Annotated in this window: 23 protein-coding genes and 1 pseudogene; 5 read left to right on the forward strand and 19 right to left on the reverse strand. The window is 69.9% G+C overall.

The window, feature by feature from the left end; translation table 11 throughout:
• Window positions 1–2: 2 nt before the first annotated feature.
• Window positions 3–2,423 (reverse strand): P-loop NTPase fold protein, encoded by a 2,421-nt coding sequence (locus WAE60_RS08980; RefSeq protein WP_337685832.1) that lies wholly within the window; start codon window positions 2,421–2,423, stop codon window positions 3–5.
• A 452-nt stretch (window positions 2,424–2,875) separates the two neighbouring features.
• Here WAE60_RS08980 and WAE60_RS08985 point away from each other — a divergent pair, with 452 nt between their 5' ends.
• Entirely contained in the window at window positions 2,876–4,168 is a 1,293-nt protein-coding gene (locus WAE60_RS08985; RefSeq protein WP_337685833.1) for an epoxide hydrolase, read from the forward strand.
• A gap of 166 nt (window positions 4,169–4,334) precedes the next feature.
• Window positions 4,335–5,900, forward strand: a complete 1,566-nt coding sequence (locus WAE60_RS08990; RefSeq protein ID WP_337685834.1) for a hypothetical protein — start codon at window positions 4,335–4,337, stop codon at window positions 5,898–5,900.
• A 47-nt stretch (window positions 5,901–5,947) separates the two neighbouring features.
• Here the strand turns inward: WAE60_RS08990 and WAE60_RS08995 are convergent, their stop codons facing one another.
• From WAE60_RS08995 to carB, 16 genes and pseudogenes are all read right to left on the reverse strand, one after another.
• A complete protein-coding gene (locus WAE60_RS08995; RefSeq protein ID WP_029908397.1) occupies window positions 5,948–6,808 on the reverse strand; it encodes an SDR family NAD(P)-dependent oxidoreductase in 861 nt (286 codons plus the stop codon).
• 49 nt (window positions 6,809–6,857) lie between these two features.
• The gene (pseG, locus tag WAE60_RS09000) at window positions 6,858–7,910 is read right to left on the reverse strand and encodes a UDP-2,4-diacetamido-2,4,6-trideoxy-beta-L-altropyranose hydrolase (RefSeq protein WP_337685835.1); all 1,053 of its coding nucleotides are present in this window, start codon (window positions 7,908–7,910) and stop codon (window positions 6,858–6,860) included.
• Window positions 7,907–8,623 (reverse strand): NTP transferase domain-containing protein, encoded by a 717-nt coding sequence (locus WAE60_RS09005; protein WP_337685897.1) that lies wholly within the window; start codon window positions 8,621–8,623, stop codon window positions 7,907–7,909. Before WAE60_RS09005 ends, pseG begins: the two co-directional genes overlap by 4 nt.
• A 91-nt stretch (window positions 8,624–8,714) precedes the next feature.
• A complete protein-coding gene (locus WAE60_RS09010) occupies window positions 8,715–8,879 on the reverse strand; it encodes a hypothetical protein (RefSeq protein WP_337685836.1) in 165 nt (54 codons plus the stop codon).
• Window positions 8,880–9,031: 152 nt separating this feature from the next.
• A pseudogene (locus tag WAE60_RS09015) lies at window positions 9,032–9,976 on the reverse strand (ELM1/GtrOC1 family putative glycosyltransferase); the annotation flags it as partial.
• Window positions 9,977–10,424: 448 nt separating this feature from the next.
• On the reverse strand, window positions 10,425–10,898 hold the full coding sequence (gene greA, locus WAE60_RS09020) for a transcription elongation factor GreA (protein WP_018061146.1): 474 nt from the start codon (window positions 10,896–10,898) through the stop codon (window positions 10,425–10,427).
• Between the two features lie 145 nt (window positions 10,899–11,043).
• Complete coding sequence (locus WAE60_RS09025; RefSeq protein ID WP_337685837.1) at window positions 11,044–12,651, reverse strand: methyl-accepting chemotaxis protein; 1,608 nt, start codon at window positions 12,649–12,651, stop codon at window positions 11,044–11,046.
• On the reverse strand, window positions 12,651–13,004 hold the full coding sequence (locus WAE60_RS09030) for a hypothetical protein (RefSeq protein WP_051695204.1): 354 nt from the start codon (window positions 13,002–13,004) through the stop codon (window positions 12,651–12,653). Before WAE60_RS09030 ends, WAE60_RS09025 begins: the two co-directional genes overlap by 1 nt.
• Window positions 13,005–13,165: 161 nt before the next feature.
• Window positions 13,166–13,828: a glutathione S-transferase gene (locus tag WAE60_RS09035; protein WP_029908382.1), complete on the reverse strand. Its 663-nt coding sequence runs from the start codon at window positions 13,826–13,828 to the stop codon at window positions 13,166–13,168.
• A gap of 89 nt (window positions 13,829–13,917) precedes the next feature.
• On the reverse strand, window positions 13,918–14,385 hold the full coding sequence (locus tag WAE60_RS09040; RefSeq protein ID WP_337685838.1) for a surface-adhesin E family protein: 468 nt from the start codon (window positions 14,383–14,385) through the stop codon (window positions 13,918–13,920).
• A gap of 70 nt (window positions 14,386–14,455) precedes the next feature.
• Window positions 14,456–14,746, reverse strand: a complete 291-nt coding sequence (locus WAE60_RS09045; RefSeq protein ID WP_337685839.1) for a DUF1294 domain-containing protein — start codon at window positions 14,744–14,746, stop codon at window positions 14,456–14,458.
• The gene (locus tag WAE60_RS09050; protein WP_029908377.1) at window positions 14,743–15,189 is read right to left on the reverse strand and encodes a hypothetical protein; all 447 of its coding nucleotides are present in this window, start codon (window positions 15,187–15,189) and stop codon (window positions 14,743–14,745) included. The genes WAE60_RS09045 and WAE60_RS09050 overlap by 4 nt, the downstream gene beginning before the upstream one ends.
• Before the next feature lie 44 nt (window positions 15,190–15,233).
• Window positions 15,234–15,524 (reverse strand): hypothetical protein, encoded by a 291-nt coding sequence (locus WAE60_RS09055; protein WP_156035587.1) that lies wholly within the window; start codon window positions 15,522–15,524, stop codon window positions 15,234–15,236.
• 119 nt (window positions 15,525–15,643) lie between these two features.
• A complete protein-coding gene (locus tag WAE60_RS09060; RefSeq protein WP_337685840.1) occupies window positions 15,644–15,991 on the reverse strand; it encodes a hypothetical protein in 348 nt (115 codons plus the stop codon).
• A 228-nt stretch (window positions 15,992–16,219) separates the two neighbouring features.
• Entirely contained in the window at window positions 16,220–16,756 is a 537-nt protein-coding gene (locus WAE60_RS09065; RefSeq protein ID WP_029908371.1) for a hypothetical protein, read from the reverse strand.
• Between the two features lie 304 nt (window positions 16,757–17,060).
• Window positions 17,061–20,354: a carbamoyl-phosphate synthase large subunit gene (gene carB / locus WAE60_RS09070; RefSeq protein WP_337685841.1), complete on the reverse strand. Its 3,294-nt coding sequence runs from the start codon at window positions 20,352–20,354 to the stop codon at window positions 17,061–17,063.
• Between the two features lie 308 nt (window positions 20,355–20,662).
• Between carB and WAE60_RS09075 the strand changes: the two genes are divergently transcribed.
• Window positions 20,663–21,739 (forward strand): hypothetical protein, encoded by a 1,077-nt coding sequence (locus tag WAE60_RS09075; protein WP_337685843.1) that lies wholly within the window; start codon window positions 20,663–20,665, stop codon window positions 21,737–21,739.
• Window positions 21,740–21,755: 16 nt separating this feature from the next.
• On the opposite strand, the gene WAE60_RS09080 is transcribed toward WAE60_RS09075, so the two are convergent.
• Window positions 21,756–22,967 (reverse strand): patatin-like phospholipase family protein, encoded by a 1,212-nt coding sequence (locus WAE60_RS09080; protein WP_337685844.1) that lies wholly within the window; start codon window positions 22,965–22,967, stop codon window positions 21,756–21,758.
• A gap of 123 nt (window positions 22,968–23,090) precedes the next feature.
• Entirely contained in the window at window positions 23,091–23,297 is a 207-nt protein-coding gene (locus tag WAE60_RS09085) for a cold-shock protein (RefSeq protein ID WP_029908363.1), read from the reverse strand.
• A gap of 288 nt (window positions 23,298–23,585) precedes the next feature.
• Here WAE60_RS09085 and WAE60_RS09090 point away from each other — a divergent pair, with 288 nt between their 5' ends.
• Both WAE60_RS09090 and WAE60_RS09095 read left to right on the forward strand, forming a co-directional pair.
• Window positions 23,586–23,825: a hypothetical protein gene (locus WAE60_RS09090; RefSeq protein WP_029908362.1), complete on the forward strand. Its 240-nt coding sequence runs from the start codon at window positions 23,586–23,588 to the stop codon at window positions 23,823–23,825.
• A gap of 98 nt (window positions 23,826–23,923) precedes the next feature.
• Window positions 23,924–24,085: a hypothetical protein gene (locus WAE60_RS09095; RefSeq protein WP_337685847.1), complete on the forward strand. Its 162-nt coding sequence runs from the start codon at window positions 23,924–23,926 to the stop codon at window positions 24,083–24,085.
• Window positions 24,086–24,127 lie beyond the last annotated feature (42 nt).

The raw sequence follows: 24,127 nt of genomic DNA on the forward strand, positions 1-24,127 counted from the left end.
GCTCACTTCTTCATGGGTTTCGTCGATGCCTCCGACGAAGCGGCCGACCGCTTCGTCGCCGGCCTTTTCGCGGACGGCGCCGCGGTCTTCGCCGACGACGAAGCCGGCGCGGAGGTCGGCCCCGAGGCTGATCCGGAGCGCGGGCGCGACGTCACCAGTCTGCGCAACTCCTGCGCCGCGCGGATCCGGCCGGGATCGGCGCTGATCGCCAGCCAGTGCGACGTGAGGCTGGCGGCGACCCGAGCACGCTGATCCTGGCTCATCAGGTCCGTGTGGAGGATGAGCGTCTGGATGCACCAGAAGTGCTCGAACGGGCTCACGAAGTTTCCGTTGTAGTCGAGAAGCCAGGGGAGATTGGCCGGCGTCCGGTGAACCGAGGCGATCAGGATCCGCATCAGGCGTCGGCCGGATCGGGCGCCGACCGCGAGGCGGGCCAGCACCGCGGTCGCCGATGACGGCGACAATCGACCGGCCTGGCTGATCGCTTCTTCGGCGACATTGGTCATCTTCGCCGTGCGCGCGTTGCTGCTTGGTTCGGACCTGCGGATATCGTCGTAGCGGCGCGCCAACTCATCGAAGATGGAGAGCTCGGTGCTCGAGGCGTCCAGCGGCCCCGCCACGCGGGGCAGGACGGAAAACAGCCGATTGATGTCGAACGCGGCCAGCGAGTACTGGTCGGAAGACCGGCCCGGCTCGCATCCGAACTTGAGCAGTTGAACGGCCCCCGGCTTGTCCAGCCAATGATAGGCGAGGTTCCGCTGCTCCGGCCAGGTGAACGCGGCTTCCTGGAGCTTGCGGAGCAGGCTCCTGTCCTCGTCCAGGACGAAGCGAAGGTCGGGAAAACGCAGCAGCAGGGCGACGAACTTGCCGATCTGCTCGGGCGTGGCGTCCGGGCCGCGCGCGCCTTCCTTGTCGAACAGGCCCAGGTCGCTGGCGATGTAGAGCGCCAGGCGGAAGGTGTTGATGAACTGCTTTATGCGCCTGGGATTGTATTCGAACAGGCCGCTGACCGCCTTGACGATGTCGCGGACCCGTTCGGAGTCCCGATCCACTTCGAGCCGGATATATTCCCTTTCCGCCGCCGCCTCCGGCGATATCGGCGCCGATCCGGGTGGCGGCGTCGGGTCAGCCGCTTCCGCCGCCTCCGGCGGCGCGGATCCTGGAAGCCGGGGAAGCCTCGGCTTCCAATAGGCCCAGAGCCGTGCGCCCCAACCGGGCGGAGGGGGCGGGTCGTCCCTGAAGAAGCTTTCCAGCGCCGCCTCGTCGGCCGCGATGGGCAACGAAAAGCTGATCTGGATGAACTTCTCCAGATAGCCGTAGCCGAAATACAGCGGCGTATAGTTGTCCTTCTCGTCGTTCGGCTTCCAGTGGGCGCTGTCGCGGAGGAACGGCAGGATGTCCTTGTATTTCTGGGCGATCCCGGCGGCGACCTTCTCGCGGTCCATGCCGATGATGAAGACCAGGTTCCGGGTGTCGCCGATCATCAGGTTGATCGCCTGCATCAGGTCGGCGGCGCGCGGCACGTCGCAGCGGTCCAGATCGTCGATGAAGATGAAGACCCGCCGGTCGCCGGCATAGGCTTCGACCAGCCGGTTCAGGTCCAGGTGGAACTCCTCGATGAACGAGGTGTGACCCTCGTAGTCGGGCTTGGAGATGTACTTCTCCAGCTGCAGGGTGAGGGGTGATTTGAGGAACGTCCGGTACTTGTAGAGTCCGGCCAGGCCAATGGCCGCGATCGCGCCGAAGCCCCCGGTGGACAGGGCTTGGCGCAGCGCCGGTGCGAAGTCCTGCTCGGTCGACGTTGTCGACTTGTCCGGCTTGACCGCCACCAGCCAATCCAGGAGCAATCCCGCTTGGTTTGGGTGGGTCTTCACCAGATGCCAGGCTTCAAAGGCGCCGAGCAGCATCGCCAGCAGCGACAGCAGGAAGACTGCGAACGCCCAGCCGTTCAACCGCTTGAAGAACAGCAGCACATCGCCCCGCCAGGCCCGGATCGGGCCCACCTCGGTGCGCAGCGACTTGACGAAGGCCAGGGCGAAGGCCGCCCAGAGCGCGTCCTGCTTGTCGTGTCGCCAGGCGTTGAAGCGCACGCTCAGCGCGGTGTGCTTGTGCGTGACCGCCGCGGAGCCCAGCCCGCCGGCCCATCTCGGCAGCCGCCGGGACAGGGGCGTCCGGATCCGCACGCCGCCGATGGCGCGCTCCAGCTGCAGCAGGAACGAGGACTTGCCGCTGCCCCATTCGCCTTCGATGGAGATGGTGAGCGGCGGCTTGGTGGCCTTGGAGGTCAGGAAACGCGCTATCGCTTCCACATAGGGCGTGAAGCCCAGGCGATCGTCCGCCGTCGCCTGGTCGCCCACGGCGTTGCCCGCGATGCTCCCGGTGTCGGCGCCGGCGCTTCGCGCCTGTGATGTCTGGTCCGCCATTCCCGTCCGCCCCCGGCCAAGTCCCTGACTTCTCCCTTTATGATGGAAAGAGGCCGCCCTGCGCTATGGGGTTGAGGCGCGGGGCCTGCTTGTCCGGGCATGGTTCCCGGCCGAGGGCGCCGGAGCCCTTCGCCCTTCGCCCTTCGCCCTGCGGCTTCGCCCAGGATGCGCGCTGAGGCTGCAGGCCCGTGTCGGCGCGAAGCGGCGCCGTAAACACGAAAACGTGTGAAGCATATATCTTGCCATCGGCAGGTTTGGGCGCAAGTTCTCCGCCGAGTTTCTGAGCGAGTACGCGGCGTAGGCGCGCGGATACATCGCCTGCATGACTACAATTGCATAAAAATCAATCTGAACGTTCGTGTGGACTTTCCGCGAAGCGTCGATGACTGGCTTTCCGCCATCTTCGACGACGCCTTTCCACGCCGGACGTCCATTTCGACAGGGGGCCATCCATGTCGGCGAAATCTGACGGGCCGGATCGTCGCGCCCTGATCGCCACCACGCTTGCAGGAGCCGCGATCGCCATGACCAACGCCACCACCACCCTGGCCGCCGCCCCGGCGGCCGACGCCGCCGTGCGGCCGTTCCAGTTCCACGCCCCGGACGACGCCCTGTCCGACCTGCGCCGCCGGATCCTCGCCACCAGGTGGCCCGAGCGCGAGACGGTCGGCGACGCGACCCAGGGCGTGCAGCTGGCCACCATGCAGAAGCTGGCCCGCTATTGGGCGGCCGACTACGATTGGCGGAAGGTCGAGGCCCGGCTGAACGGCCTGCCGATGTTCGTGACGCAGATCGACGGGCTGGACATCCACTTCATCCACGTCCGCTCCAGGCACGCCGACGCCGCGCCCCTGATCCTCACCCATGGCTGGCCGGGCTCGATCATCGAGGAGCTGAAGATCATCGATCCGCTGTCCGACCCGACGGCGCACGGCGGCAAGCCGTCCGACGCCTTCCACGTGGTGATCCCGTCCCTGCCGGGCCACGGCTTCTCGGCCAAGCCGACGGCGACCGGATGGGACCCCGTCCGCATCGCCAAGGCGTGGACCGTGCTGATGGGCCGCCTGGGCTACGACAAGTTCTACGCCTCGGGCGGCGACTGGGGCGATCCGGTGACCGAACAGATGGCGGTGCTGGCCCCGACCAAGGTGCTGGGCGTCCACCTGAACATGCCCTCGGCCGTGCCCCCCGAGATCGCCGCCGCGCTGAATTCCGGCGCGCCGCCGCCGGCCGGCCTTTCGGCCGACGAGAAGCGGGCCTGGGACCAGCTGGACTTCTTCTTCAAGCACGGGCTGGGCTACGCCCAGGAGATGACGGGCCGGCCGCAGACGCTCTACGCCCTGGCGGACTCGCCGATCGGCCTGGCCGCCTGGATGCTCGATCACGACGCCCTCAGCTACGCCCTGATCGCCCGGGTCTTCGACGGCGTGCCCGAGGGCCTGACGCGGGACGACATCCTCGACAACGTCAGCCTGTACTGGCTGACCAACACGGCGGTGTCCTCGGCCCGGCTCTACTGGGAGAACAAGCTGCCGTTCTTCGCGCCCCAGGGGGTGACCGTGCCGGTCGCGGTCAGCGCCTTCCCCGACGAGCTCTACCAGGCCCCGCGCAGCTGGGCCGAGAAAGCGTTCCCCAAGCTGGTCTTCTACAACCGCCATCCCAAGGGCGGCCACTTCGCGGCCTGGGAACAGCCCGAGTTCTTCACCAGCGACCTGCGCGCGGCGTTCCGATCCAAGCCGTCGTGAGAGAGCGCCGAGGGAGCCGGTCTTCAACCTGACGCGTCACGGGAGGGTACGTCCCGAACTGTCGGAAGGAGGCCGCACCTTGGCCCTTGTCAGAACAAAACAAGAACATTCTGACGCCGGCGCGGACCTCCGCGTCGGCTCACCAGCCATTTTTGGAAAACATATTATGACCATCATGACTTCATCCCATCCGATCGCCGCCGACACGACCGTACACGGAGCGATCCAGTTGCTGCCCGGCGCGGTCTTCGACATCGCCTCGGGCGCGACCCTGACCTTCACCGGTCCGTTCGATGCGCCGCGCGAGCGGGTCTTCACCGGCGCCGGGAAGGTGATCTTCGCCGACGGCGCCGTCGAGGCCGTGCGTCCCGAATGGTGGGGCTTCGGCGCCGACGCCTCGGCCGCCGTCAACGACGCGGCTCGTCGCGCGGCCCGCGAAAGCATCACCCTGCGCGGGACCGTCCGCTTCCCCGCCGGCGCGTTCCTGGTGTCGGACTACGTCCCGATCAACCGCAGCTACATCCGGTTCGTTGGTGAAAGCCGCTTCGGCACGGTGTTCGTGACGGCGTCGCCGACGGGGGATGTCACGGGGATCGACGGCACGCTGCAGCCGGGCTTCAACGCCTCCACCTCGTCTCCGATCGACGAATGCCAGCACGTGGGCATCGGCGTCCTTCGCGACGCGGTCAGCACCGCGACCTTCGTCGATCCCATTCCGACCGGCGGCCGGGGCTTCGTCCATCGCTTCGCCACGAACGCCTTGATCCAAGGCGAGTTCGCCGACAATCCCATCGACTACTACGAAGCCCAGACCTCCGGCGCGCGGGTCGACATCCTGACCACGCGCAGCGCCCAGACGGGCGCCGCGAACCGCCGGTTCGGCGTCGTGTCGGACTGCACGATCGCCGGCTTCGCCAACGCCTCGGCCAACGGGTCCAGCTACAAGCGGGTCGTGGACGTGGTCAACGGCGGCTATCAGGGCGAGGCCTGGGGCGTCTACGTCTACGGCTCTGACCTGCGTGACGGCTTCTGGCAAAGCGTCGAGACCGCGGGCGGGTCCCACGCCTTCGACATCGCCGCCCCGGTCGCCACGGGCGTCCAGGCCTTCGACATCCACGTCGCGTTCTGCGTGCTGGACGGCTGGAAGAAGACCGGCTTGCGGATCATCAACCTGCCGGCGGGTTCCAAGCTGGCCGTGGTGGACGGCTATTCGGCCCCCGGCCTAGCCGATCCGGCGCTCGGTCCCAGCGTGCAGATCATCGCCTCCTCGGGGGTGACGATTGGCCGATCGTTCGAGGCCAAGGGCGGCGCCAACTACGCCGACCATACGGCGGTGTCGGTCGAAGGCGGCTCGGCGCGCTTCATCGTCGAATGCAACATCACCGGCGCCAAGACCGGGATCGCCGTTGATGCGTCCTCGCTGGGGATCGTCTCGGTGTCGTGCGAACCGCATGCGGACCAGCCGATGACCACGGGCGTCTCCCTGAAGAACGGGGCCAGCCGCGTGAAGATCAACAACGGCATCCTGGACGGTCCCGGCGGGATCGCCTGCGGCATCCGGCTGGACGGCTCTTCGACCTACAACACGATCGGCGACTACAACATCAATCCCGGCACGGTCGCGACGCCGATCATCATCAACGGGACGTCCGTCACCACCCTGTCGGGCGGCGCCTATCGTGACGTGAACCACAATCGCGTCCTGGCCGGCGCGCTCGACGACGGGCTGTAGGACCAGGCGGTCGCCGAAGGGGAAACCCGCCCCTTCGGCGATCAGCCCTACGGCAGCAAGCCCAGCCGCTTGCCCACGATCCGGTCCAGGGTCCGCTTGGGCAGGACGTCGGCCATCAGCATCTGCATCGGCTGGGGCGTGATCGTGTAGCGGACCTTGGGCTTGGGCGTCGTCAGGGCGGTGTGGACCGCCTCGCCGATCCGTTCGGGCGGCAGGCCGTTCTTGCCGATCGACAGCATGTAGGCCCGCAGCCGGTCCAGGGCGGGGGCGTAGACGGTGTCGGCGTAGGCGCTGGTGTCGGTCTCGTCGGCCTTGTCCCAGATCGGCGTGGCCACCGCCCCGGGGGCGACCACGATCACGTCGACGCCGAACGGCAGGAGCTCGCGACGCAGGGATTCCGACAGGCCCTCCAACCCGAACTTGGTCGCGCAGTAGGGGGCCATGAACGGGTTGGCGTTGCGGCCGCCGACCGAGCCGATGTTGACGATCCGGCCCGGTTTGTCGCCGGCCGGCTTGCGCGCCCCGACCAGCGGCGCGAAGGCCTGGGTGGTGATCACCACCCCGGTCAGGTTGACCTCCAGCTGCTTGCGCCACTCGTCGACCGGCAGGTGCAGCAGCGGCCCGGCCACGGCGATGCCGGCGTTGTTGACCAGGCCCGCCAGGGGGCGACCGTCCAGCGTGGCCTCGACGGTCCGCGCGGCGGCGCGCACGGCGGCCTCGTCGGTGACGTCGAACACCAGGGGCGTCACCGCCGCGCCGAACGCCGCCGTCAGCCGCTCGGCGTCGGCGGCCTTGCGCACGCTGCCGAACACGTGGAAGCCGCGCTGGGTCAGCACCTGGGTCACCGCCCAGCCGATGCCCGTGGAGGCGCCGGTGACGACGACCGAGCCCTTGCCTTGTCCGCTCATGATGTCCGCTCCCCTTGGGTTACAGCCAAGATGGGATAGGTGAACGGCGTTATCCAGGGTGTTTCCGGCCGATTGTGTCCAGGAACCGCTCCGCGACCCGCGCCGCCCCTCGGCCATCGCAGACCGCCGCCGAGGCGGCCGATAGGCGGTCGCGCAGGTCGGGCTCGGCCAGCAGGCGGGCGAAGGCCTCGGCGAAGGCGGCCTCGAAGTCCGCATCGGCGACGTCCAGGGCCAGGACCGCGTCGGCTCCCGCCAGGGCCGCGCTGGCCTCGCGCTGGTTGGCGGCCAGCACCAGCAGCAGGGTCGGCAGGGCCAGGACGCAGCGCTCCCAGCTGGTGGAGCCGCCGGCCCCGACGGCCAGGTCGGCCGCCAGGGTGAGGCGCGGCATGTCCTGGGTGTCGACGTGGAGGGCCAGGCGCGGCTCGCGGGCGGCCAGGTCGCGCAGGCCCGGCAGGCTGGGGGCGCCGGCGCCCAGCACGACGTCCAGCGCGACGGCCCCGCCCAGGCGCGGCAGCATCAGGTCCACGGCCCGGCCGGTGATCCCGCCCACATCGGTCAGGCCCAGCGAGACCAGCACGCGCCGCACCGGCCCGGCTTCGGCCCGGCGGGCCAGGGCCTCCTTGCGCAGGGCGGCGAAGGCCGGGCGGACGGGGGCGTGGTTGGGTCCCAGCAGCAGCTCGGCGCGGGCCGGGACCAGGCCGTCATAGTCGGCCGCCTTGCGGGCGGGGCCGGAGTCCAGGACCAGGTCGGCGTCGAGCGGCCGGTCGGCCAGGTCGTCGATGACCAGGACCGGCTTGCCGGCGGCGATCGCGCGGTGGTCGGGGGCGGAGAGGCCGTAGTGGTCGACGACCACGGCGTCGAAGCCGCGGGCCGCCAGGGCGGCGGCGGAGGCCAGTTCGGCCGGCGCGGCCGCGTCGGTCGCGATCCGGGCGACGTCGGCCCCGAACGCGTCCAGCACCGCCGCCACGGCGGGCGGGGCCAGGAAGGCGCAGGCCGCGCCCTCGCCGTGGAGGGCCCGCGCCAGGGTCAGGCTGCGCATGACGTGCCCCCCGCCCACGGCGGGCCCGGCGTCGGCGAGGAAGAGGATGCGGGGGGCGCTCACAGCCGCCGCACCCCGCCGAACGTCGCCAGGTCGGGCCGCGTCTCCAGCAGGCGCCGCACGTCGGCCGAGGTGAAGGCCCGGTTGGCCGGGTACAGCGCGTCATAGACCGCCGCCACGAAGGCGTAGTCGGCCGGGCTCTCGACGGCCCAGCGCACTTCGCCCTGATCGGGCTGGGCCAGCAGGGCCAGTGACGACCAGCGGACGGGCGCCGGCAGGGCGGGATCGGCGTCGCCGTCCCGCAGCCGCAGGGCCGCGCTCTCGGCGGCCAGGCGGCGCAGGCCGTCGGCGGTGATCACCTCCACCCCCTGGCCGGCCGGCCAGGCCGCGCCGGGCGAGCGGTTGGTGGTGTGGTCGGCGTTTTCGGCCAGGTGCAGGTCCAGGGTGGCGTCGATCAGGTCGGGGTCGATCAGCGGGCTGTCGTCGCCCACCCGCGCCACGTGGTCGGCCGGATAGGCCTCCAGGGCGCCGGCCAGGCGGGCCAGTTCGTCCTGCGGCGGACCGCGATGGACGGCGATCGCCTCGCGCCGGACCACGGCCTCCAGCACGTCGTCGGCGGGGTCGGTGGTGGTCGAGACCACCAGCCGGTCCACCCGCCGCGACCGCGCCATCCGCTCGATCTGGCGCACGATCAGCGGCGCCCGGGCCAGCGGCATCGACGGCCGCCCCGGCAGGCGTTCGGAACCCATGCGGGCCTGGAGGACAGCGAGGATCAGCGGCGGTCGAACTTGCTGAAGGCCCAGTAGACGCCATAGGCCAAGGCGCCGGCCAGCAGGAACGTCAGCGGTATGGAGATCGGATCCATGCTCAGTCCTCCATCTTGCGCAAAACATAATGGGCGGCGACCCGCAAGGCAATGAAGGCGGCGACCGCAGAGACGCCGGCGAGCCCCACGGCGCGACCGGACGACACGGGCTGCAGGAAGACCGTCACCAGCATGGCGATCGACAGGGCGTTGCCCGTGGTCGCCAAGGCCTTCCTCATTTCGTTGCGAGCGGCCTTGCCTGGCCGTGGCGCTGCAATGGCGGGTTCCGTCATGTCGTGAACATAACGAGAACAATCCTGGCGCGCAAGCCGCGCTTCAGCTCGCCCTAGGCGCTTGTCGCGCCGTCGTCCCGAGCGTCCATCCGCGCCACGACCTCCGCCGCCGCGCGGCCGGTCTCGTCGACGGGCTCGTAGGCCCAGCCGTGGAAGGCCCCGCCGTAGGGGCGGGCCGCGCCCATGCTCTCCAGCTCCTGGTGGAACAGGCGGAATTTCAGGCTGGTCCCGTCCATCTTCAGGATGAACACCGGCTTGCCCGTCGACGCGGCCTCGGTGGCCATGTTGGTGGAGTCCTCGGTGACCAGGATGTAGTCGGCCGCCGCCAGGAAGGCGAAATAGGGGTTGGGCCCCGTGCCGTCCCAGATCATGCCGGGCAGGTGCCGCAGGCGGGCCGTCAGCAGGGCCTTGGCCTGGTCGGGCGTGCGCCGCGAGAAGGTCATCAGCAGGCTGCCGCCCTCCTGCTCCAGCGGCAGCTGGATCTGGTGGGCCATCTCGGCGGCGCGCAGGGCCGACAGGTCGAAGGCCTTGGACTTGCCGCCCAGCAGCACCGCCACGCGCGGATGGGGCAGGGTGTCGATGCGGTCCTTGAACTTCTCGTATTCGCTGTCCAGCCGCTGGCTGGTGACCCGGTGGGGCGAGCCGGTGATCGGCAGCACGTTGTCGCCGGTCAGGCGGTCGTGCTTGGGCGGGATCACCAGGTCGAACATGTTGGCCGGGACGCGCGGGTCCTGGATCTGGACGACATAGGTCTTGCCGCCCGACCAGCGCTTGGCGCGGATCGACAGGGGCAGGGTGGCGCGGCCGGCGGCGATCCACAGGTCGGGCCAGGGCGGGGCGATCTCGCTCTCGGGGGTGAGCCAGCGGCGCGGCAGCCAGTTGGCCCACCAGGGCAGGCGGCCGGTCCGGCCGCTCCAGCCCACGCGCTTGACGACGATGTTGGCGGGGACCTGGCGGGCCACGGCCTCGGCCAGGCCCACGGCCTGGGCCTCGATGCCGGCGCGGCCGTCCGAGATGGCCCAGATGGTGATCGGCTCCCTGACGGGCGCTTGGGGGGCAGGCGTCTCGGGGACAGGCGGGGCGGCGGTTTCGGGCGTCGGCGTCTCGGCGACGACCTTCGGCGCGGCCTTGCGGCGCGGCGCGGGCTTCGGCGCGGCCTGGGGCGCGACCGGTGCGGGCGTTTCGACCTTGGGGGCCTTCGCGGCCTTGGGGGCGGCCTTCGACGTCGCCGTCTTGGCGGCGGCCTTTGGAGCGGCCTTGGGCGCATCGGCCTTCGCGGCGGCCGGCTTGGACGCGGCGGGAGCCGCCCCGGCCGGAGCCTTACGCGGCTTGCTCGTCTTCGGGGCGGCCTTCGGCGTCGCCCCCGCGTTCTTCTTGGTTTCAACCACGTCGGTGATCCCGGCCATAGCAAAGCGACGCGTCGACCAAGCTAAGCCGCTCGACGCGTCGCACGCAAATGTCCCTGGAATGGGGCTTAAGCTAGACCCACTCGACCTTGAGGATCTCGTAGGCCTTCACGCCGCCGGGCGTGTTGACCTCGACCACCTCGCCGACTTCCTTGCCGATCATGGCGCGCGACAGCGGCGAGCTCAGCGAGATGCGGCCCGACTTCACGTCGGCCTCGTGCTCGCCGACGATCTGGTAGCGGGCCTCTTCCTCGGTGTCCTCGTCGACGACGCTGACCGTCGCGCCGAACTTCACCTGCTTGCCCGACAGTTTCGAGACGTCGATGACCTGGGCGCGCGCGATCTTGTCCTCGATCTCGGCGATGCGGCCTTCGATCCAGCCCTGGCGTTCCTTGGCCGCGTGGTACTCGGCGTTCTCCGACAGATCGCCATGCGACCGCGCCTCGGAGATCGCGGCGATCACCGCCGGCCGTTCGATCGTCTTCAAACGCTTCAGTTCTTCGTCGAGGGTCTGGTAACCCCCGGCGGTCATCGGCACTTTTTCCATTGCGGATTTTAGCTCGGTTCGCCCAAAGGGAGGAAGACTCCCGGACGTTGGCGCGCACGACCGGGGGCTGAGAGGATAGGCGCCGCGTTAGCGATAAGCAAGTACCCGGCCTGAAAGCGAAGCTTGGCCCCGTTACGGGCAGGGATCAAGCGCGTCGGCGCGCCGCTTGTTCCGAATGACCGTTCCGGGGCAGCTGGAACTGTCCGACCAGGCCCGCCAGGTCGCTGGCGTCGCCGTTCAGGGTCTGGGTGGCGGCGGCCGTCTGCTCGACCATGGCCGCGTTCTGCTGCAGCACCTGGTCCATCTGGTTGACCGCGGTGTTGATCTGCGACAGCCCCTCGGCCTGGCTCTGGGCGCTGGCGGCGATCTCGCTGACCAGGCCGTCGATCTCGGCGATCTGGGCGACGATGCCTTCCAGGGCCTGGCCCGTGCGGCCCACCAGGTCGACCCCGGTCCCGACCTGGCTGGTCGAGGTGGTGATCAGGGCCTTGATCTCCTTGGCCGCCTCGGCCGAGCGCTGGGCGAGGCCGCGCACTTCCTGGGCCACGACGGCGAAGCCGCGCCCCGCGTCGCCCGCCCGGGCCGCCTCGACCCCGGCGTTCAGGGCCAGAAGGTTGGTCTGGAAGGCGATCTCGTCGATCACCCCGATGATCCGCGAGATCTGGGTGGCCGAGGTCTCGATCGCGCCCATGGCCCCGACCGCCTCGTCGACCACCTCGCCCGAGCGGCGGGCGTCCTCGCGGGCCTGGGCCACCACCTTGGCGGCGCGGCGCGCCCCGTCGGCGGTGTGGCCGACCGTGGTGGTGATCTCGTCCATGGCGCTGGCGGTTTCCTGCAGGCTGGCGGCCTGCTGCTCGGTGCGGCGCGACAGGTGCGAGGCGGCGTCGGCGATCTGGTCCGAGCCCCGGCGCACGCCGGCCACGCGGTCGTCGATCACCACCAGGGCGTCCGACAGCTTGCCGGCCGCCTGGTTGAAGTCGGCGCGCAGCTGCTCGTAGGACTCGGCGAAGCGCTCGACCAGCCGCACCGACAGGTCGCCCTTGGCCAGGCGCGACAGGCTCTCGGCGAGGGCGTCGACCATGTCGGCCCGCTGGCGCTCGACCTCGGCCTGGACGGCGGCGTGGGCGACGCGGCCGGTCTCCTCCGAGCGGCGGGCGTGTTCGGCGGCCTGGTCGGCCTCGCGCGCCTCGGCCATGGCGGCCTCGGCCTTGGCCCGGGCCCGCTCGGCCACGCCGAACATGTGGTTGACGCTGGCGCTGATGCCGATCAGGGCGCCGGCCTCGACGATCAGGATCACGGCGTGGAGGATCACGCGGCCCAGGCTGGCCGAGCCGGGGAACACCGCGGCGGGCAGGATGTAGCTGAGGCCCAGGTGGTGCACGGCCACGGTGGCGGCCGCGGCGGCGATCACCGTCCAGTCGCAATAGACCACCAGCAGGGCCAGGGCCGCGAAATAGGCCATGTGCATGTCGATCTGCCAGGCGTGGCCGTCGACGGCGGCGACCAGCAGCGAGACCTGGGCCATCAGGGCCACGCCCGACAGCGCCCGGCCCAGCGAGCCGTTGGCGCTGAGCTTCAGGGCCAGTCCGCCCAGGGCGGCGGCGCCGACGCTGGCGATCGCCAGGCCCACGAACGGTCCGCCCAGGATCAGCTTGGCGGCGATCACCACGGGGATCATCAGCGCCGTCAGCAGGGCGATCATCCGGGCGCCGGCCTGGCGCTGGGCGTCGAGGTTGGAGAAGGTCAGGCGCATCAGCGGGTCTCCGGGGCGAGCGGCGAGCTCACAGGCGAGTCCTGGGGCGAGCAGCGCCCGGCGGCGTCGGGGTCGAGCAGCAGCCAGGCCCCGGCCGCGCGCAGGCGCGGGCCCAGGGCGTCGGGCTCGCCGCGCAGGATCAGGATGAAGGGGACGCCGCCGGCCCCGGCGATCTGGCCGGCCGAGGCGGCGGCCGAGGCGGTCTGGGCCGGGGTCCACCAGGGCGGGAACACCGCCGCGACCCGGGCGGGATCGCGCGGGGCGGCGCCGGCGGCGACCGTGGCGAACAGGGTGGTCAGGATGGTGGCGCAGACGGCCAGGACCAGGCCGGCGGTCGAGGTCGCGCCCCGCATGCTCTCTGCCGTGCCCCGGTCCAAAACGCTCTCCGCGCGATTCAAGCGGGGAGCATGGCGACCGGGGTGTGAGGGAACCCTTAACCAAGCTTAACGGCGACGCCGTGTCGCAGGGGGGGCGGCCTAAGCAACCCCTCTCTCAAAGAGAGAGGGGTTTCAGATCACGCGTAGTCGTACGGCCCGCCGCGCTCCAGGGCGCGCTTGTAGGCCGGACGCGCGTGGATGCGGTCCAGGAACGCCTTGACGCGCGGGCGCGAGGCGGCCCCGGCCCGGGCGGCGCCGGCTTCCAGCGGGAAGCTCATCATGATGTCGGCGGCGGTGAAGTCGGGGCCGGCGAACCAGGCGGTCTTGGCCAGCTCGGCGTCCCAGTAGTCGATGTGGCTCTTCAGCTGCGGGTCGACGAAGCCGCTCTGCGCCTTGGAGGCGATGCTCTTGACCAGCCCCTTCAGCAGGCCCGGCGCGCGGTTGGGCAGGGCGGTGAACACCAGCTTCAGAAGCAGCGGCGTCATGGCCGAGCCCTCGGCGTAGTGCAGCCAGTAGGTCCAGCGCAGCCGCTCGGGCGTCCCGGCGGCCGGGACCAGCCGCCCCTGGCCGTAGGTCTGGACGATGTATTCGACGATGGCGCCGGTCTCGGCGATGGTCTTGTCGCCGTCGGTGATCACCGGCGACTTGCCCAGCGGGTGCACGGCCAGCAGCTCTGGCGGGGCCAGCATGGTCTTGGCGTCGCGCTGGTAGCGCTTGACCTCGTAGGGCAGCCCCAGCTCCTCCAGCAGCCACAGCACGCGCTGGCTGCGCGAATTGTTCAGGTGATGGACGACGATCATGGCGCGGGCTCCCCGAGGCGTTGCGCGCAGGGTGGCAGGGTGACGTGGAGGTCCGTCAAGGGCGGAGCGGCCCCCCTGGGCTCGACCCGCTACTTGGCCGCCGGATGCAGGAACGCGTCGGCCACCGCCTTGGCGACGGGCAGGCTCAGGCTCTTGGCGATGGGGTAGTCCTTGGTCCCGCAGACGATGGACAGGGCTTCCCGGCCCAGGGTGCCGGGCTTTTCCGGCTCAAACGCCGAGGCGGCGGTGTTGTCGTTGCTGATCACCGCGTCGGCTTCATCGAAGACGACGATGCGGTCGACCTTCGAGGTCAGGGCCGAGCAATCGAACTGATAGGCCAGGATCGTATAGGCCTCCTTAGGGTCGAAGCGACGGTCCCGGCTGAAGATCAGGGCGCGCGCCGAGCGGATGTGGCCGTCTTCCTTCACGGTCGAGCGGTCGATCAGCATGACGGCCTGGTCGGTCTTGCCGACGAGCCCATAGTCGGCGGCGGCGGCGGCGGCGGCGGCCGGGCCAGCCATGGCCAGCAGGCCGGTCGCGAGCAGGCCCGTTATCATCGTATTCCGCCCCAACGATCTTCCCCCGGTTGCGCCTCGACTGCTGTCGTGGCGGCTCGGCGCGGGGGCGTCAAGCGCCGGTCAGGCTCTTGCGCCACACCACCAGCCCGATCACGACCGCCACCACCTGCACGAACACGATCAGGGTCAGCCAGGCGCTGAACGGCTGCTTGCGGGTCTTGTGGCGGAACACCGGGCGGGCCGCCAACGCGCCGGGGCTGCCGCCCAGGGCGGCCAGGGTCAGCAGGGCGCGCTCGGGCACACGCGAACGCTTTTCGGCCGCGGCCGCCTTGTCGAAGCCGAAGATCGCGAAGGTCAGCAGGTTCAGCACGCCCAGATAGACGGCGACGAACAGGATCATGCGGGGGTCCCGACAGGCGCCTCCAGCGGGCGCAGGTCCGGCTCCACCCAGCCCCGGCGGGCCGCCACGCTGAACAGCCGCTCGCGCGACCAGAAGGTCAGGGGCCAGGCCTTGTCGCCCATCGGGGTGGCCAGCAGCCGGGCGGCCGCCGCGCTGTCGGAGGTCCCGGCCGGCAGGGTCGCGACGAAGGCGCGGATGGCGGCGAGGTAGGCCTGGGTGATGGTCTCGTGATAGCCGCTGTGGTCGTCGTTCACCCCGCCGACCGCGACGTTGTAGGTCTGGATGATGCGCGGCATGTCGCGCTCCAGGCCCTCGTTCCGTGTACGGACCAGGCGCAGGGTGGCGGTCAGGTGCGCGGCGTGGGTCCACTGGTCCTTGGGCAGGCTGTGGTCCAGCAGGCGGCGGGCCAGGTCGGCGACAGCTTCGTCGGTATAGGTCGTCATGGTCAGAAACTCGTCGCTCCCTCGGGGCCCGGACGCCCGTCTCCTCAGCCGGAGATCGGAACCACATCCGGCGGCAGCAAGGCCGAATGCAGAATCACCGTCAGGGAAAACAAGACCACCGCGCCGCCAAGCGTCAGCAGAGCGGAAATGAGGTCTCGCTTCACCAGATACGCCACCACGACCGCTCCGCAACACACGGCGAAACACTTGATGAAAGCCTGCAAGGGGTCGTGTCGCGACAGAATGAAGAGAAAGCCCGAAAGAACGGCGCAGGCCAACCAATTGACGGCCAGGATCACCATGATCTTCCGGCCTTCTTCTTTTGTGAAACCCACGAACTTGCCCCTCGAAACCATACGCGCCGGCGGCTGGGCTGACGTCAGCCCCGTTGCCGGTGCGGTCGCTGCGTGTTGTTCCCGGCAACCCGTCGGCGCGCAAGCCCTACGCGCCGGCTTCACAACCGTCCGCGTCGCCCGCCCTTGAGCTTGTCGATCGCCCTCGGCGCCGGATTGGGCGCCCGGACCATCGCGCCCACCTCGGCCACCGCCTGGGCGGCGTGCAGATGGGCCGCGGCGGCGTCGAGCATCGAGGGCGGCGAGACCCGGGATCGGGCGGCGGGCACGATCAGGGCGACCTTGCGGGCCATGGCGGCCAGGTCGCCGACGGCTTTGGCCTTGTCGCGGGCCGCGCGGATCTCGGCGGGGTCGTCGCTGCGCTCCAGGATCGCCCAGGCCGCGTCGAGGGCGTCCATCAGCTTCTGCTGGAAGGTGAAGCACCAGGTGGGGATGTCGGTTTGGGTCATGCCGACAGTGTGCGGCCGTCCCGGAGGGTGGGGATCGGAAACTTGTATTTTCGTGTAGGGCGTTGATTTCGTTGAGGGCGGGTTTGGAAATCGCGGGGATAGAGGTCGGGGACATGCCCTTGCGGCGTGTCCCCAAGGCAGGTGCGGCGGTTCTCGTCCTGGCGCGTCGATGATGCGGTTGGGGACACGCACGAGTGCATGTCCCCGCTCGCGATCCTGTGGATAACTCTACGCCCCGCCCGTTCCGCAGGCGTCGTGGGCGATCTCGCGTTCCAGGTCCTGCAGGTCCGTGAGGGCCTGGACCTTGGCGTCGCGCAGGTTCCTGGCCTTGGCCGCGGCGATCTCGCGGGTGAACAGCGCCTTGCCTTCGGCGACCAGGGCGCGGGCCTTCACGCAGTCGCCCGGCTCGCCGGTGTGGGCCAGGAAATAGACGTCGCGCAGGATCGCCAGGCTCGATCCCGTGCCGGCCGCCAGGCCCAGCCAGCGGCGACGCTCGGCCGGCTCGGCGTGGTCGTCCATGGCGTAGTGGATGGCCAGCCTGGTGGCGTCCTCACGATAGCCGCGCAGCACGCCCTGCTTGGCCCCTTCCAGTTCGGCGGGCGACAGGCGGCCGCCGACGGCCTCCGACGGGACGCTGTTCGCCGCCTCGGCCGCCTGGACGGCGGTCCGGGCCGCGTCCTCCGGCGTGGTCGGCGAACAGGCGGACGCCGCAAGGACCAGGGCGGTCAGGACGGCGGCTCCGTGGGCGCGGCTAGGCTTCGGCAAGGAGTTCTCCGGCTTTGCGCCAGAACTTGACCATGGTGGACCGAAGGCCGCAACGGCGCGGTCATCCCTCTCCCCTCGCGGGAGGGGGCGGCGGTCCGGAAGACCGTCGGGCGAGGGGTCTCGCAAACGAAAACCGCCGCGACGGGCCCTTCGGCTTGTCGCGGCGGTTCTGTCTTTCGGCCTTCGCGCCGGGGACATGCACTTGTGCGTGTCCCCAATACGGGCGCGGAGGCATCACGCCTTTGAAGTCGGTTCAACGGTTGGGGACACGCACAAGTGCATGTCCCCAGTCGTGGAAAGAGGCTTACGCGTAGCTCTGCAGCGGGCGGACCTCGAGGGCCTTGGCCGGGGCGCTGGAGATGGCCTGGGCGGCGGCCAGGGCGCCGGCGCTGGTGGTGTAGTAGGGCACCTTCATCATCAGCGCCGTGCGGCGGATCTCGAAGCTGTCCTCCAGGGCCTGCTTGCCCTCGGTGGTGTTGAACACCAGCTGCACGCCGCCGTTCTTCATCACGTCGACGATGTGCGGGCGGCCTTCCAGCACCTTCTTGACCAGCTCGACCTCGACGCCCTGCTCGGCCAGGTAACCGCGCGTGCCGACGGTGGACAGCACCTTGAAGCCGGCGGCCTGCAGCAGCTTCACCGGCTCGACGATCCACGGACGGTCGCTTTCCTTGACCGAGACGAAGGCCGTGCCGGCGGTGGGCAGGGTGACGCCGCCGCCCAGCTGGCTCTTGGCGAAGGCGCGGGCGAAGGCCGGGCCCAGGCCCTGCTCGCCCTCGCGGATCCAGTCCAGGCCCATGACCTCGCCGGTCGAGCGCATTTCCGGGCCCAGCACCGTGTCGACGCCGGCGAAGCGGGCGAACGGGAAGACCGCTTCCTTGACCGCGATGTGGTCGTAGGGGACGTCCTTGAGGCCGAAGCTGGCCAGGGTCTCGCCGGCCATCACCTTGGCGGCGATCGCCGCGACGGGGCGACCGATGGTCTTGGCCACGAACGGCACCGTGCGCGAGGCGCGAGGGTTCACTTCCAGCACGTAGATGCGCGGATTGGCGCTGTGCGGCTCCTCGATGGCGAACTGCACGTTCATCAGGCCGCGGACGTTCAGGGCCAGGGCCATCTTCACGGTCTGGCGCTTCAGCTCTTCCACGGTCTCGGCGCGCAGCGAGAAGGGCGGCATCGAGCAGGCGCTGTCGCCCGAGTGGACGCCGGCTTCCTCGATGTGCTCCAGCACGCCGGCCACGAACACGTCCTTGCCGTCGCACAGGGCGTCGACGTCCACCTCGGTGGCGCGGCTCAGATAGTGGTCCAGCAGGATCGGGTGCTCGAGCGAGATCTCGCCGGCGCCGGCGATGTAGCGCTCCATGGCCTCGTGGTCGCGGATGATCTCCATGCCGCGGCCGCCCAGCACGTAGGACGGGCGCATCACGAACGGGAAGCCGATCTTGTCGCCTTCGGCCCGGGCCTCGTCCCAGGTGCGGGCGATGGCGTTCTCGGGCTGGGCGATGTCCAGGCCGTTCAGCAGCTGCTGGAAGCGCTCGCGGTCCTCGGCCAGGTCGATGGCGTCGGGAGTGGTGCCCAGGATCGGCACGCCGGCCTCTTCCAGCGCGTGGGCCAGCTTCAGCGGGGTCTGGCCGCCGAACTGGACGATGACGCCGGCCATCTCGCCGCTGCCCATCTCGACGTGCAGCAGCTCCAGCACGTCCTCGGCCGTCAGGGGCTCGAAGTACAGGCGGTCGGAGGTGTCGTAATCGGTCGAGACGGTCTCGGGGTTGCAGTTGACCATGATCGACTCGATGCCGATCTGGTCCAGCGCGAAGGCCGCGTGGCAGCAGCAGTAGTCGAACTCGATGCCCTGACCGATCCGGTTGGGACCGCCGCCCAGGATCACGGCCTTCTTGCGGTTGGTCGGCAGGCTCTCGCACTCGGGGACCTGGCCCAGGGCGCCGGTCTCGTAGGTGGAGTACATGTAGGGCGTGGTGGCCGCGAACTCGCCGGCGCAGCTGTCGATGCGCTTGAACACCGGGCGGACGTTCAGGTCATGGCGGGCCTTGCGCACGGCCTTCTCGGTCGAGCCGGTCAGCTTGGCCAGGCGGGCGTCGGAGAAGCCCTGGGCCTTGAGGGCGCGGAAGCCTTGGGCGTCGGTCGGCAGGCCGCCGGCCCGGACCCAGCCCTCCTGGCGGATCAGCTCGGCGATCTGCCGCAGGAACCACGGCTCGTACGAACACGCGGCGTTGACCTCCTCGACCGTCAGGCCGTGGCGGAAGGCCTGGGCGATCACGCGCAGGCGGTCGGGCGTCGGGGTGCCCAGGGCGCGGATCACGGCCGCGCGGCCGGTGTCCGGATCGTCGGCGCCGGCGATCTCGACCTCGTCGAAGCCGGCCAGGCCGGTCTCCAGGCCGCGCAGGGCCTTCTGGACGCTTTCCTTGAAGGTGCGGCCGATGGCCATCACCTCGCCGACCGACTTCATGGCGGTGGTCAGCAGGGGCTCGCTGCCCGGATACTTCTCGAAGGCGAAGCGCGGGATCTTGGTGACGACGTAGTCGATGCTGGGCTCGAACGAGGCCGGGGTCGCGCCGCCGGTGATGTCGTTCTTCAGCTCGTCCAGGGTGTAGCCGACGGCCAGGCGGGCGGCGACCTTGGCGATCGGGAAGCCGGTGGCCTTCGAGGCCAGGGCGGACGAGCGCGACACGCGCGGGTTCATCTCGATGACGACCATGCGGCCGTCGGCCGGGTTGACGGCGAACTGGACATTCGAGCCGCCGGTCTCGACGCCGATCTCGCGCAGCACGGCGATCGAGGCCGCGCGCATCCACTGGTATTCCTTGTCCGTCAGGGTCAGGGCCGGGGCGACGGTGATCGAGTCGCCGGTGTGCACGCCCATCGGGTCGATGTTCTCGATCGAGCAGACGATGATGCAGTTGTCCGCCGTGTCGCGGACCACTTCCATCTCGTATTCCTTCCAGCCGAGGACGCTTTCCTCGATCAGGACTTCGGTCGTGGGCGAGAGGTCCAGACCGCGCGCGACGATCTCCTCGAACTCCTCGACATTGTAGGCGATGCCGCCGCCGGTGCCGGCCAGGGTGAAGGAGGGGCGGATGATCGCCGGCAGGCCGACGAACTCCAGGCCTTCCTTGGCCTCGTCCATGGTGTGGGCGGCCTTGGAGCGCGGCGATTCCAGGCCCAGCTTGTCCATGGCGTCGCGGAACTTCTGGCGGTCCTCGGCCTTGTCGATGACCTCGGCCTTGGCGCCGATCATCTCGACGCCGAACTTCTTCAGCACGCCGGCCTCTTCCAGGGCCAGGGCGGTGTTCAGCGCGGTCTGGCCGCCCATGGTGGGCAGCAGGGCGTCGGGCCGCTCCTTCTCGATGATCTTGGCGACCATGTCGGGGGTGATCGGCTCGATATAGGTCGCGTCGGCCACGTCCGGATCGGTCATGATCGTGGCGGGGTTCGAGTTGACCAGGATGATCCGGTAGCCCTCGGCGCGCAGCGCCTTGCAGGCCTGAACGCCCGAATAGTCGAACTCGCACGCCTGGCCGATGACGATCGGACCGGCGCCGATGATCAGGATCGAGGAGATGTCTGTTCTTTTGGGCATATCAGGAGACTCGCGCGCAGAGACACGGTCGCGCACATCCGCGCGCCCGCTGCCGACCATCTTGCAGGTTAAGCCGCCCGTTTAGAGAGGGAGTCGGTCCGGCGCAACCCTAGAGTCGGGGAGCGGGGTTCGGCGAGGCGACGCGCCGGACCCCGCCGCCGGGCCGCCGGTCCCGGTCTGGTGAAATAGACCTCCTGGGCGTGGCATTCGCCACAGGCGGACCGGGCCCGGCGCGGCATCTTGGGCGGGAAGCGGCGCCGTGATCGGGCCTCCCGCCTCGGTCGATCGCCCCCGCCTGGAAACCGCTCATGACAGGTCCTTCGCCCCCCGCCGACGACGCCGTCCCGCCCGTCCACGTCGTCGTGACGCTGACGCGGGAAGCCGCGCCCGAAAAGCCCCAGCCCGGCGCCCTGTCCGCGATCGACGGCTTCTTCAAGTCCAGCCTGGGGGTCGCCCTGCTCACCCTGCTGACGACCGGCGTGGTCGGCGGCCTGGTCAGCAACCACTTCACCGACGAACAGAGGCGGGCGGCCGAGGAGGCCCGACGCATCGCCGACCTGGAGATCCGGCGCAGTGACCTGATCGAGGCGTTCAGCAAGACCTACGAGGCGCGGCGCACCGCGGTGGCCCTGGTGCGGTCGACGATCGAGGACGGCGGCAAGGCCGCGGAGCGCGAAGCGCGCTGGAAAGCCTATCAGGAGGCCTACCTCGCCTACAATCTCAACGGCTTCGCCTTCCGCGCCAGCATGATCGACTATCTGGGCTACGGGACCAGCCAGCTGTTCCGGCCGTCCCTCGACCTGATGACTTCTTCCTTCAGCCGGCTGGACGCATGCCTCACCAAGGCCTACCGGCTCGACGTGGCCGGCAAGCGGCGCGACGCCAAGGCGCTGCTGCGGCATTGCCGGGGGGATGGTCCTGGCGCGCTGGAATGGACCGCCCTGCAGGAGACGAAGAAACTCAACGATTGTTTGAGCACGGTCGAGATCGAGCTCACCAGTTCGCTCTATCTCGAGAACAAGTTCGCGCGGCTGGAAAAGGCCGCCCAAGAGGTGAAGAGCGTTCGCCTTGTCGATGATCCGGCCAAGCCACGCGTCCAGGCGCCCCGAGCGGCGGGAAACAGACCGGCGGGCAGGCCCCCAGTCCTGACGCCGTCGGTCAAGGTCTTCAAGATCGCGGATTTGACGGCGAAGGATTGGTCGCGCCGCAAGTGCGCGAAGCTCACCGATTGGGTTTGCCAGCGGCTGTACAATCGCCACGCCGTCAAGGCGAAGTTGGCGGTGGAAGCTTGCGCTTCGCTGGCGGACAAGCGCTATGGCGCGGCGTCGTCCACCGTCGCCCTCGCCGGTCCGTCGCCCGCGCGAGGTGCGGCGAGGAAGAGTTGACGGCCCGCGCCGCCGGCTACCGGCCGCTGATCACCGGCGGCGCTGGCACGGTCGGCGCGCCGGGCGGGACCTCGGCGGGCTCGTCGGTCAGGCTCCAGGCCCAGCCGGCCTGCGCCCGCTCGTAGCCCATGCGGAACAGGGCCTCGCGGTTGTCGCTGGCGAAGTCCAGGCCCGAGGTGTCGACGTCGGCGCTGTCGGGGATGGCGGCGTACAGCAGCTGGCCGCCGTTGCGGCGGGCGAAGGCGCTGCTGGCCGCCAGGTGGGTGCGCATCAGGGCCTTGCTCATGGCGTCCCACGAGCGGCCGACGATGGCCCCGGCGTTGCCCTTGGTGAAGCCGAACGCGCCGCCGACCTTGCCGTTGACGATCACGTAGAGCCGCCCGGGCCGGACCTGGCCCTTGGCGGCGGTCCACAGCAGCAGCGACTCGGGGGCCACGAAGAACGGGATGGTGACGCCGCCGTCCACGTGCATCTCCGACAGCCGCCGGCCTCCCTTTTCGGCATTGGGGCTCGGGATCTCGATCAGGGTGGGCGGCAGGACGCCGGGGATGCTGGCGCTGGCCACCAGCACGTCCTTGAACAGCTGGCGCGAGGCCGGGTCGCCGCGGCTGGCGATGGCGCCCATGTCCCAGATCACCGTTTCCTCGGTGTCGAGGTTGGTGGTGGCGATCAGCAGACGGCGGCCGCGCCTGTGCTCGGCGACGATGGCCTGCAGCAGGTCGTCGGTGACGTTGGCGTCGACCAGGGCCCGCAGGCCCGAGGCGCTGTAGACGCTGGTGTGGAACAGAAGGCCCAGGCCGCGGGGCTTGAGCACCTTGCCGGCGGCCTTGCCGGTGTAGGCCTCGGCCAGGCGGTCGTCCCAACTGGGGCCCAGGAAGGCGAAGGGCGCGGTCAGGGCGCCGGTCGAGACGCCGGTCACGATGTCGAATTCCGGCCGCTCGCCGCGCTTGGTCCAGCCGGCCAGCACCCCGGCCCCGTAGGCCCCGTTCGAGCCGCCGCCCGACAGGGCCAGGACGTCGAAGGTGCGCTGGGCCGAGGCGCGCTTGCGGGCGGGTTCGGCGAAGCGGATGGCCGCGTCGCTGTCGCTGGCGTTGAAGCGCAGCTCGGCCAGGCCCTGGGGCGGCGGCCCGGCCAGGTCGCTGGCGGTGTAGGCGTCGCGCGACAACGACCCGCAGGCGGTCACGCTCAGGGCGGCCAGGACGACGACGAGAAGGCGGGCTGGGCGCATGGGGCTCATGGGGGAGGGCTGAACGCTCGCTGCGGAGAACCCTGTCGCGCCCCGGGGGAGCGCGCAAGAAAAATGGGCCGGCGCCAGGCGCCGACCCATCTGTCTTTCGAACCTTCGAGGCGATTAAGCCTGCAGGTTGCCCGCGGCCATCTTGCCGCTGCGGCGGTCCTGTTCCAGGTCGTAGGTGATCTTCTGGCCTTCGTCGAGGCCGCGCAGACCGGCGCGTTCAACGGCCGAGATGTGGACGAAGACGTCAGCGCCGCCGTCGTCGGGTTGGATGAAGCCGAAGCCCTTGGTGCCGTTGAACCATTTCACGGTGCCGGTAGCCATAGTGGTAGTCCTTGCAGTCAATATTCGTCGGCGGAGGAGTTCCGCGCGTCGATCAAATTTCGTTGGGGGTCGGTAGGCGCGTCCGGCGCTCTCGCGAAGAGAGCATGGAAAAGCAGGCCGAACGGCAGCGAATTCGATAATGCACCATGGGCCTCCAAACCGTGGGGAGCAAGTGAATTCGTGAATCGTCTTGAATCGCGATTAGTTTTGGACCCCAAGCAGCGCCTTGAACGTTAAGCAAATTCTCTCGCGCTATTGCGGGAATTGCTGAGTTTCGAGGACTGCACCATGACCCTGATCGAGCGGATTCCTCTGCTGAACGACCGGGAGCTGCTCACGCTCCTGGGCAACGCCCGCCGGCTGGACGTCGTGGGCACCCCGGCCCAGCGGCTGGCCGCGGCGGAAGTCCTGCCCGTGCTCGAACTCGAGGCGTCCAAGCGCCGCCAGGTCAGCCTGGAAGCGGCCACCCTCAAGCGCGGCGCCGCCGCGGCCGCCCGCCGCAAGGCCGCCGCCGCCCAGGCGGCCTAAGTCTCTCCGAAATAAGCCAAGCCGCGCCGTAAAGACGCCTTGCCTCCGTCGCTGTTGATAGTCATTCTCAATAACGACGGAGCGCTTCGGAGGCGATCATGGTGTTTCTGACGGCGGGGGCCGGCTGGCTGGCCCTGATGATGCGGGCGGAACGGACCCGGGCGGGTCACGACGCGCCCGAGACCGACTGGCTGCTGCACGGCCCCACCGATCCCGACGCAGTCGAGGACGAGGACGCGCCGCTGCTGGCGGCCGAGTAGAGGCGAACACTTGCCCCCACCTGGCGGCTTCGCCGCCTGTCC

It is taken from the genome of Caulobacter sp. CCG-8, from assembly GCF_037402475.1.
Taxonomy (GTDB): Bacteria; Pseudomonadota; Alphaproteobacteria; order Caulobacterales; family Caulobacteraceae; genus Caulobacter.

Bases quoted from the DNA above. Each gene is read 5' to 3' on its own strand.
- WAE60_RS09050 (WP_029908377.1), bottom strand. From the start codon at position 15,189: ATGACGACCTATACCGACGAAGCTGTCGCCGACCTGGCCCGCCGCCTG.
- WAE60_RS09025 (WP_337685837.1), bottom strand. From the start codon at position 12,651: ATGCGCCTGACCTTCTCCAACCTCGACGCCCAGCGCCAGGCCGGCGCC.
- WAE60_RS09045 (WP_337685839.1), bottom strand. From the start codon at position 14,746: ATGATCCTGTTCGTCGCCGTCTATCTGGGCGTGCTGAACCTGCTGACC.
- WAE60_RS09085 (WP_029908363.1), bottom strand. From the start codon at position 23,297: ATGGCTACCGGCACCGTGAAATGGTTCAACGGCACCAAGGGCTTCGGC.
- WAE60_RS09035 (WP_029908382.1), bottom strand. From the start codon at position 13,828: ATGATCGTCGTCCATCACCTGAACAATTCGCGCAGCCAGCGCGTGCTG.
- WAE60_RS09090 (WP_029908362.1), top strand. From the start codon at position 23,586: ATGACCCTGATCGAGCGGATTCCTCTGCTGAACGACCGGGAGCTGCTC.
- WAE60_RS08980 (WP_337685832.1), bottom strand. From the start codon at position 2,423: ATGGCGGACCAGACATCACAGGCGCGAAGCGCCGGCGCCGACACCGGG.
- WAE60_RS09030 (WP_051695204.1), bottom strand. From the start codon at position 13,004: ATGCGGGGCGCGACCTCGACCGCCGGCCTGGTCCTGGCCGTCTGCGCC.
- WAE60_RS09080 (WP_337685844.1), bottom strand. From the start codon at position 22,967: ATGCGCCCAGCCCGCCTTCTCGTCGTCGTCCTGGCCGCCCTGAGCGTG.
- WAE60_RS08990 (WP_337685834.1), top strand. From the start codon at position 4,335: ATGACCATCATGACTTCATCCCATCCGATCGCCGCCGACACGACCGTA.
- WAE60_RS09095 (WP_337685847.1), top strand. From the start codon at position 23,924: ATGGTGTTTCTGACGGCGGGGGCCGGCTGGCTGGCCCTGATGATGCGG.
- WAE60_RS08995 (WP_029908397.1), bottom strand. From the start codon at position 6,808: ATGAGCGGACAAGGCAAGGGCTCGGTCGTCGTCACCGGCGCCTCCACG.
- WAE60_RS09040 (WP_337685838.1), bottom strand. From the start codon at position 14,385: ATGATAACGGGCCTGCTCGCGACCGGCCTGCTGGCCATGGCTGGCCCG.
- carB (WP_337685841.1), bottom strand. From the start codon at position 20,354: ATGCCCAAAAGAACAGACATCTCCTCGATCCTGATCATCGGCGCCGGT.
- greA (WP_018061146.1), bottom strand. From the start codon at position 10,898: ATGGAAAAAGTGCCGATGACCGCCGGGGGTTACCAGACCCTCGACGAA.
- WAE60_RS09075 (WP_337685843.1), top strand. From the start codon at position 20,663: ATGACAGGTCCTTCGCCCCCCGCCGACGACGCCGTCCCGCCCGTCCAC.
- WAE60_RS08985 (WP_337685833.1), top strand. From the start codon at position 2,876: ATGTCGGCGAAATCTGACGGGCCGGATCGTCGCGCCCTGATCGCCACC.
- WAE60_RS09060 (WP_337685840.1), bottom strand. From the start codon at position 15,991: ATGACCCAAACCGACATCCCCACCTGGTGCTTCACCTTCCAGCAGAAG.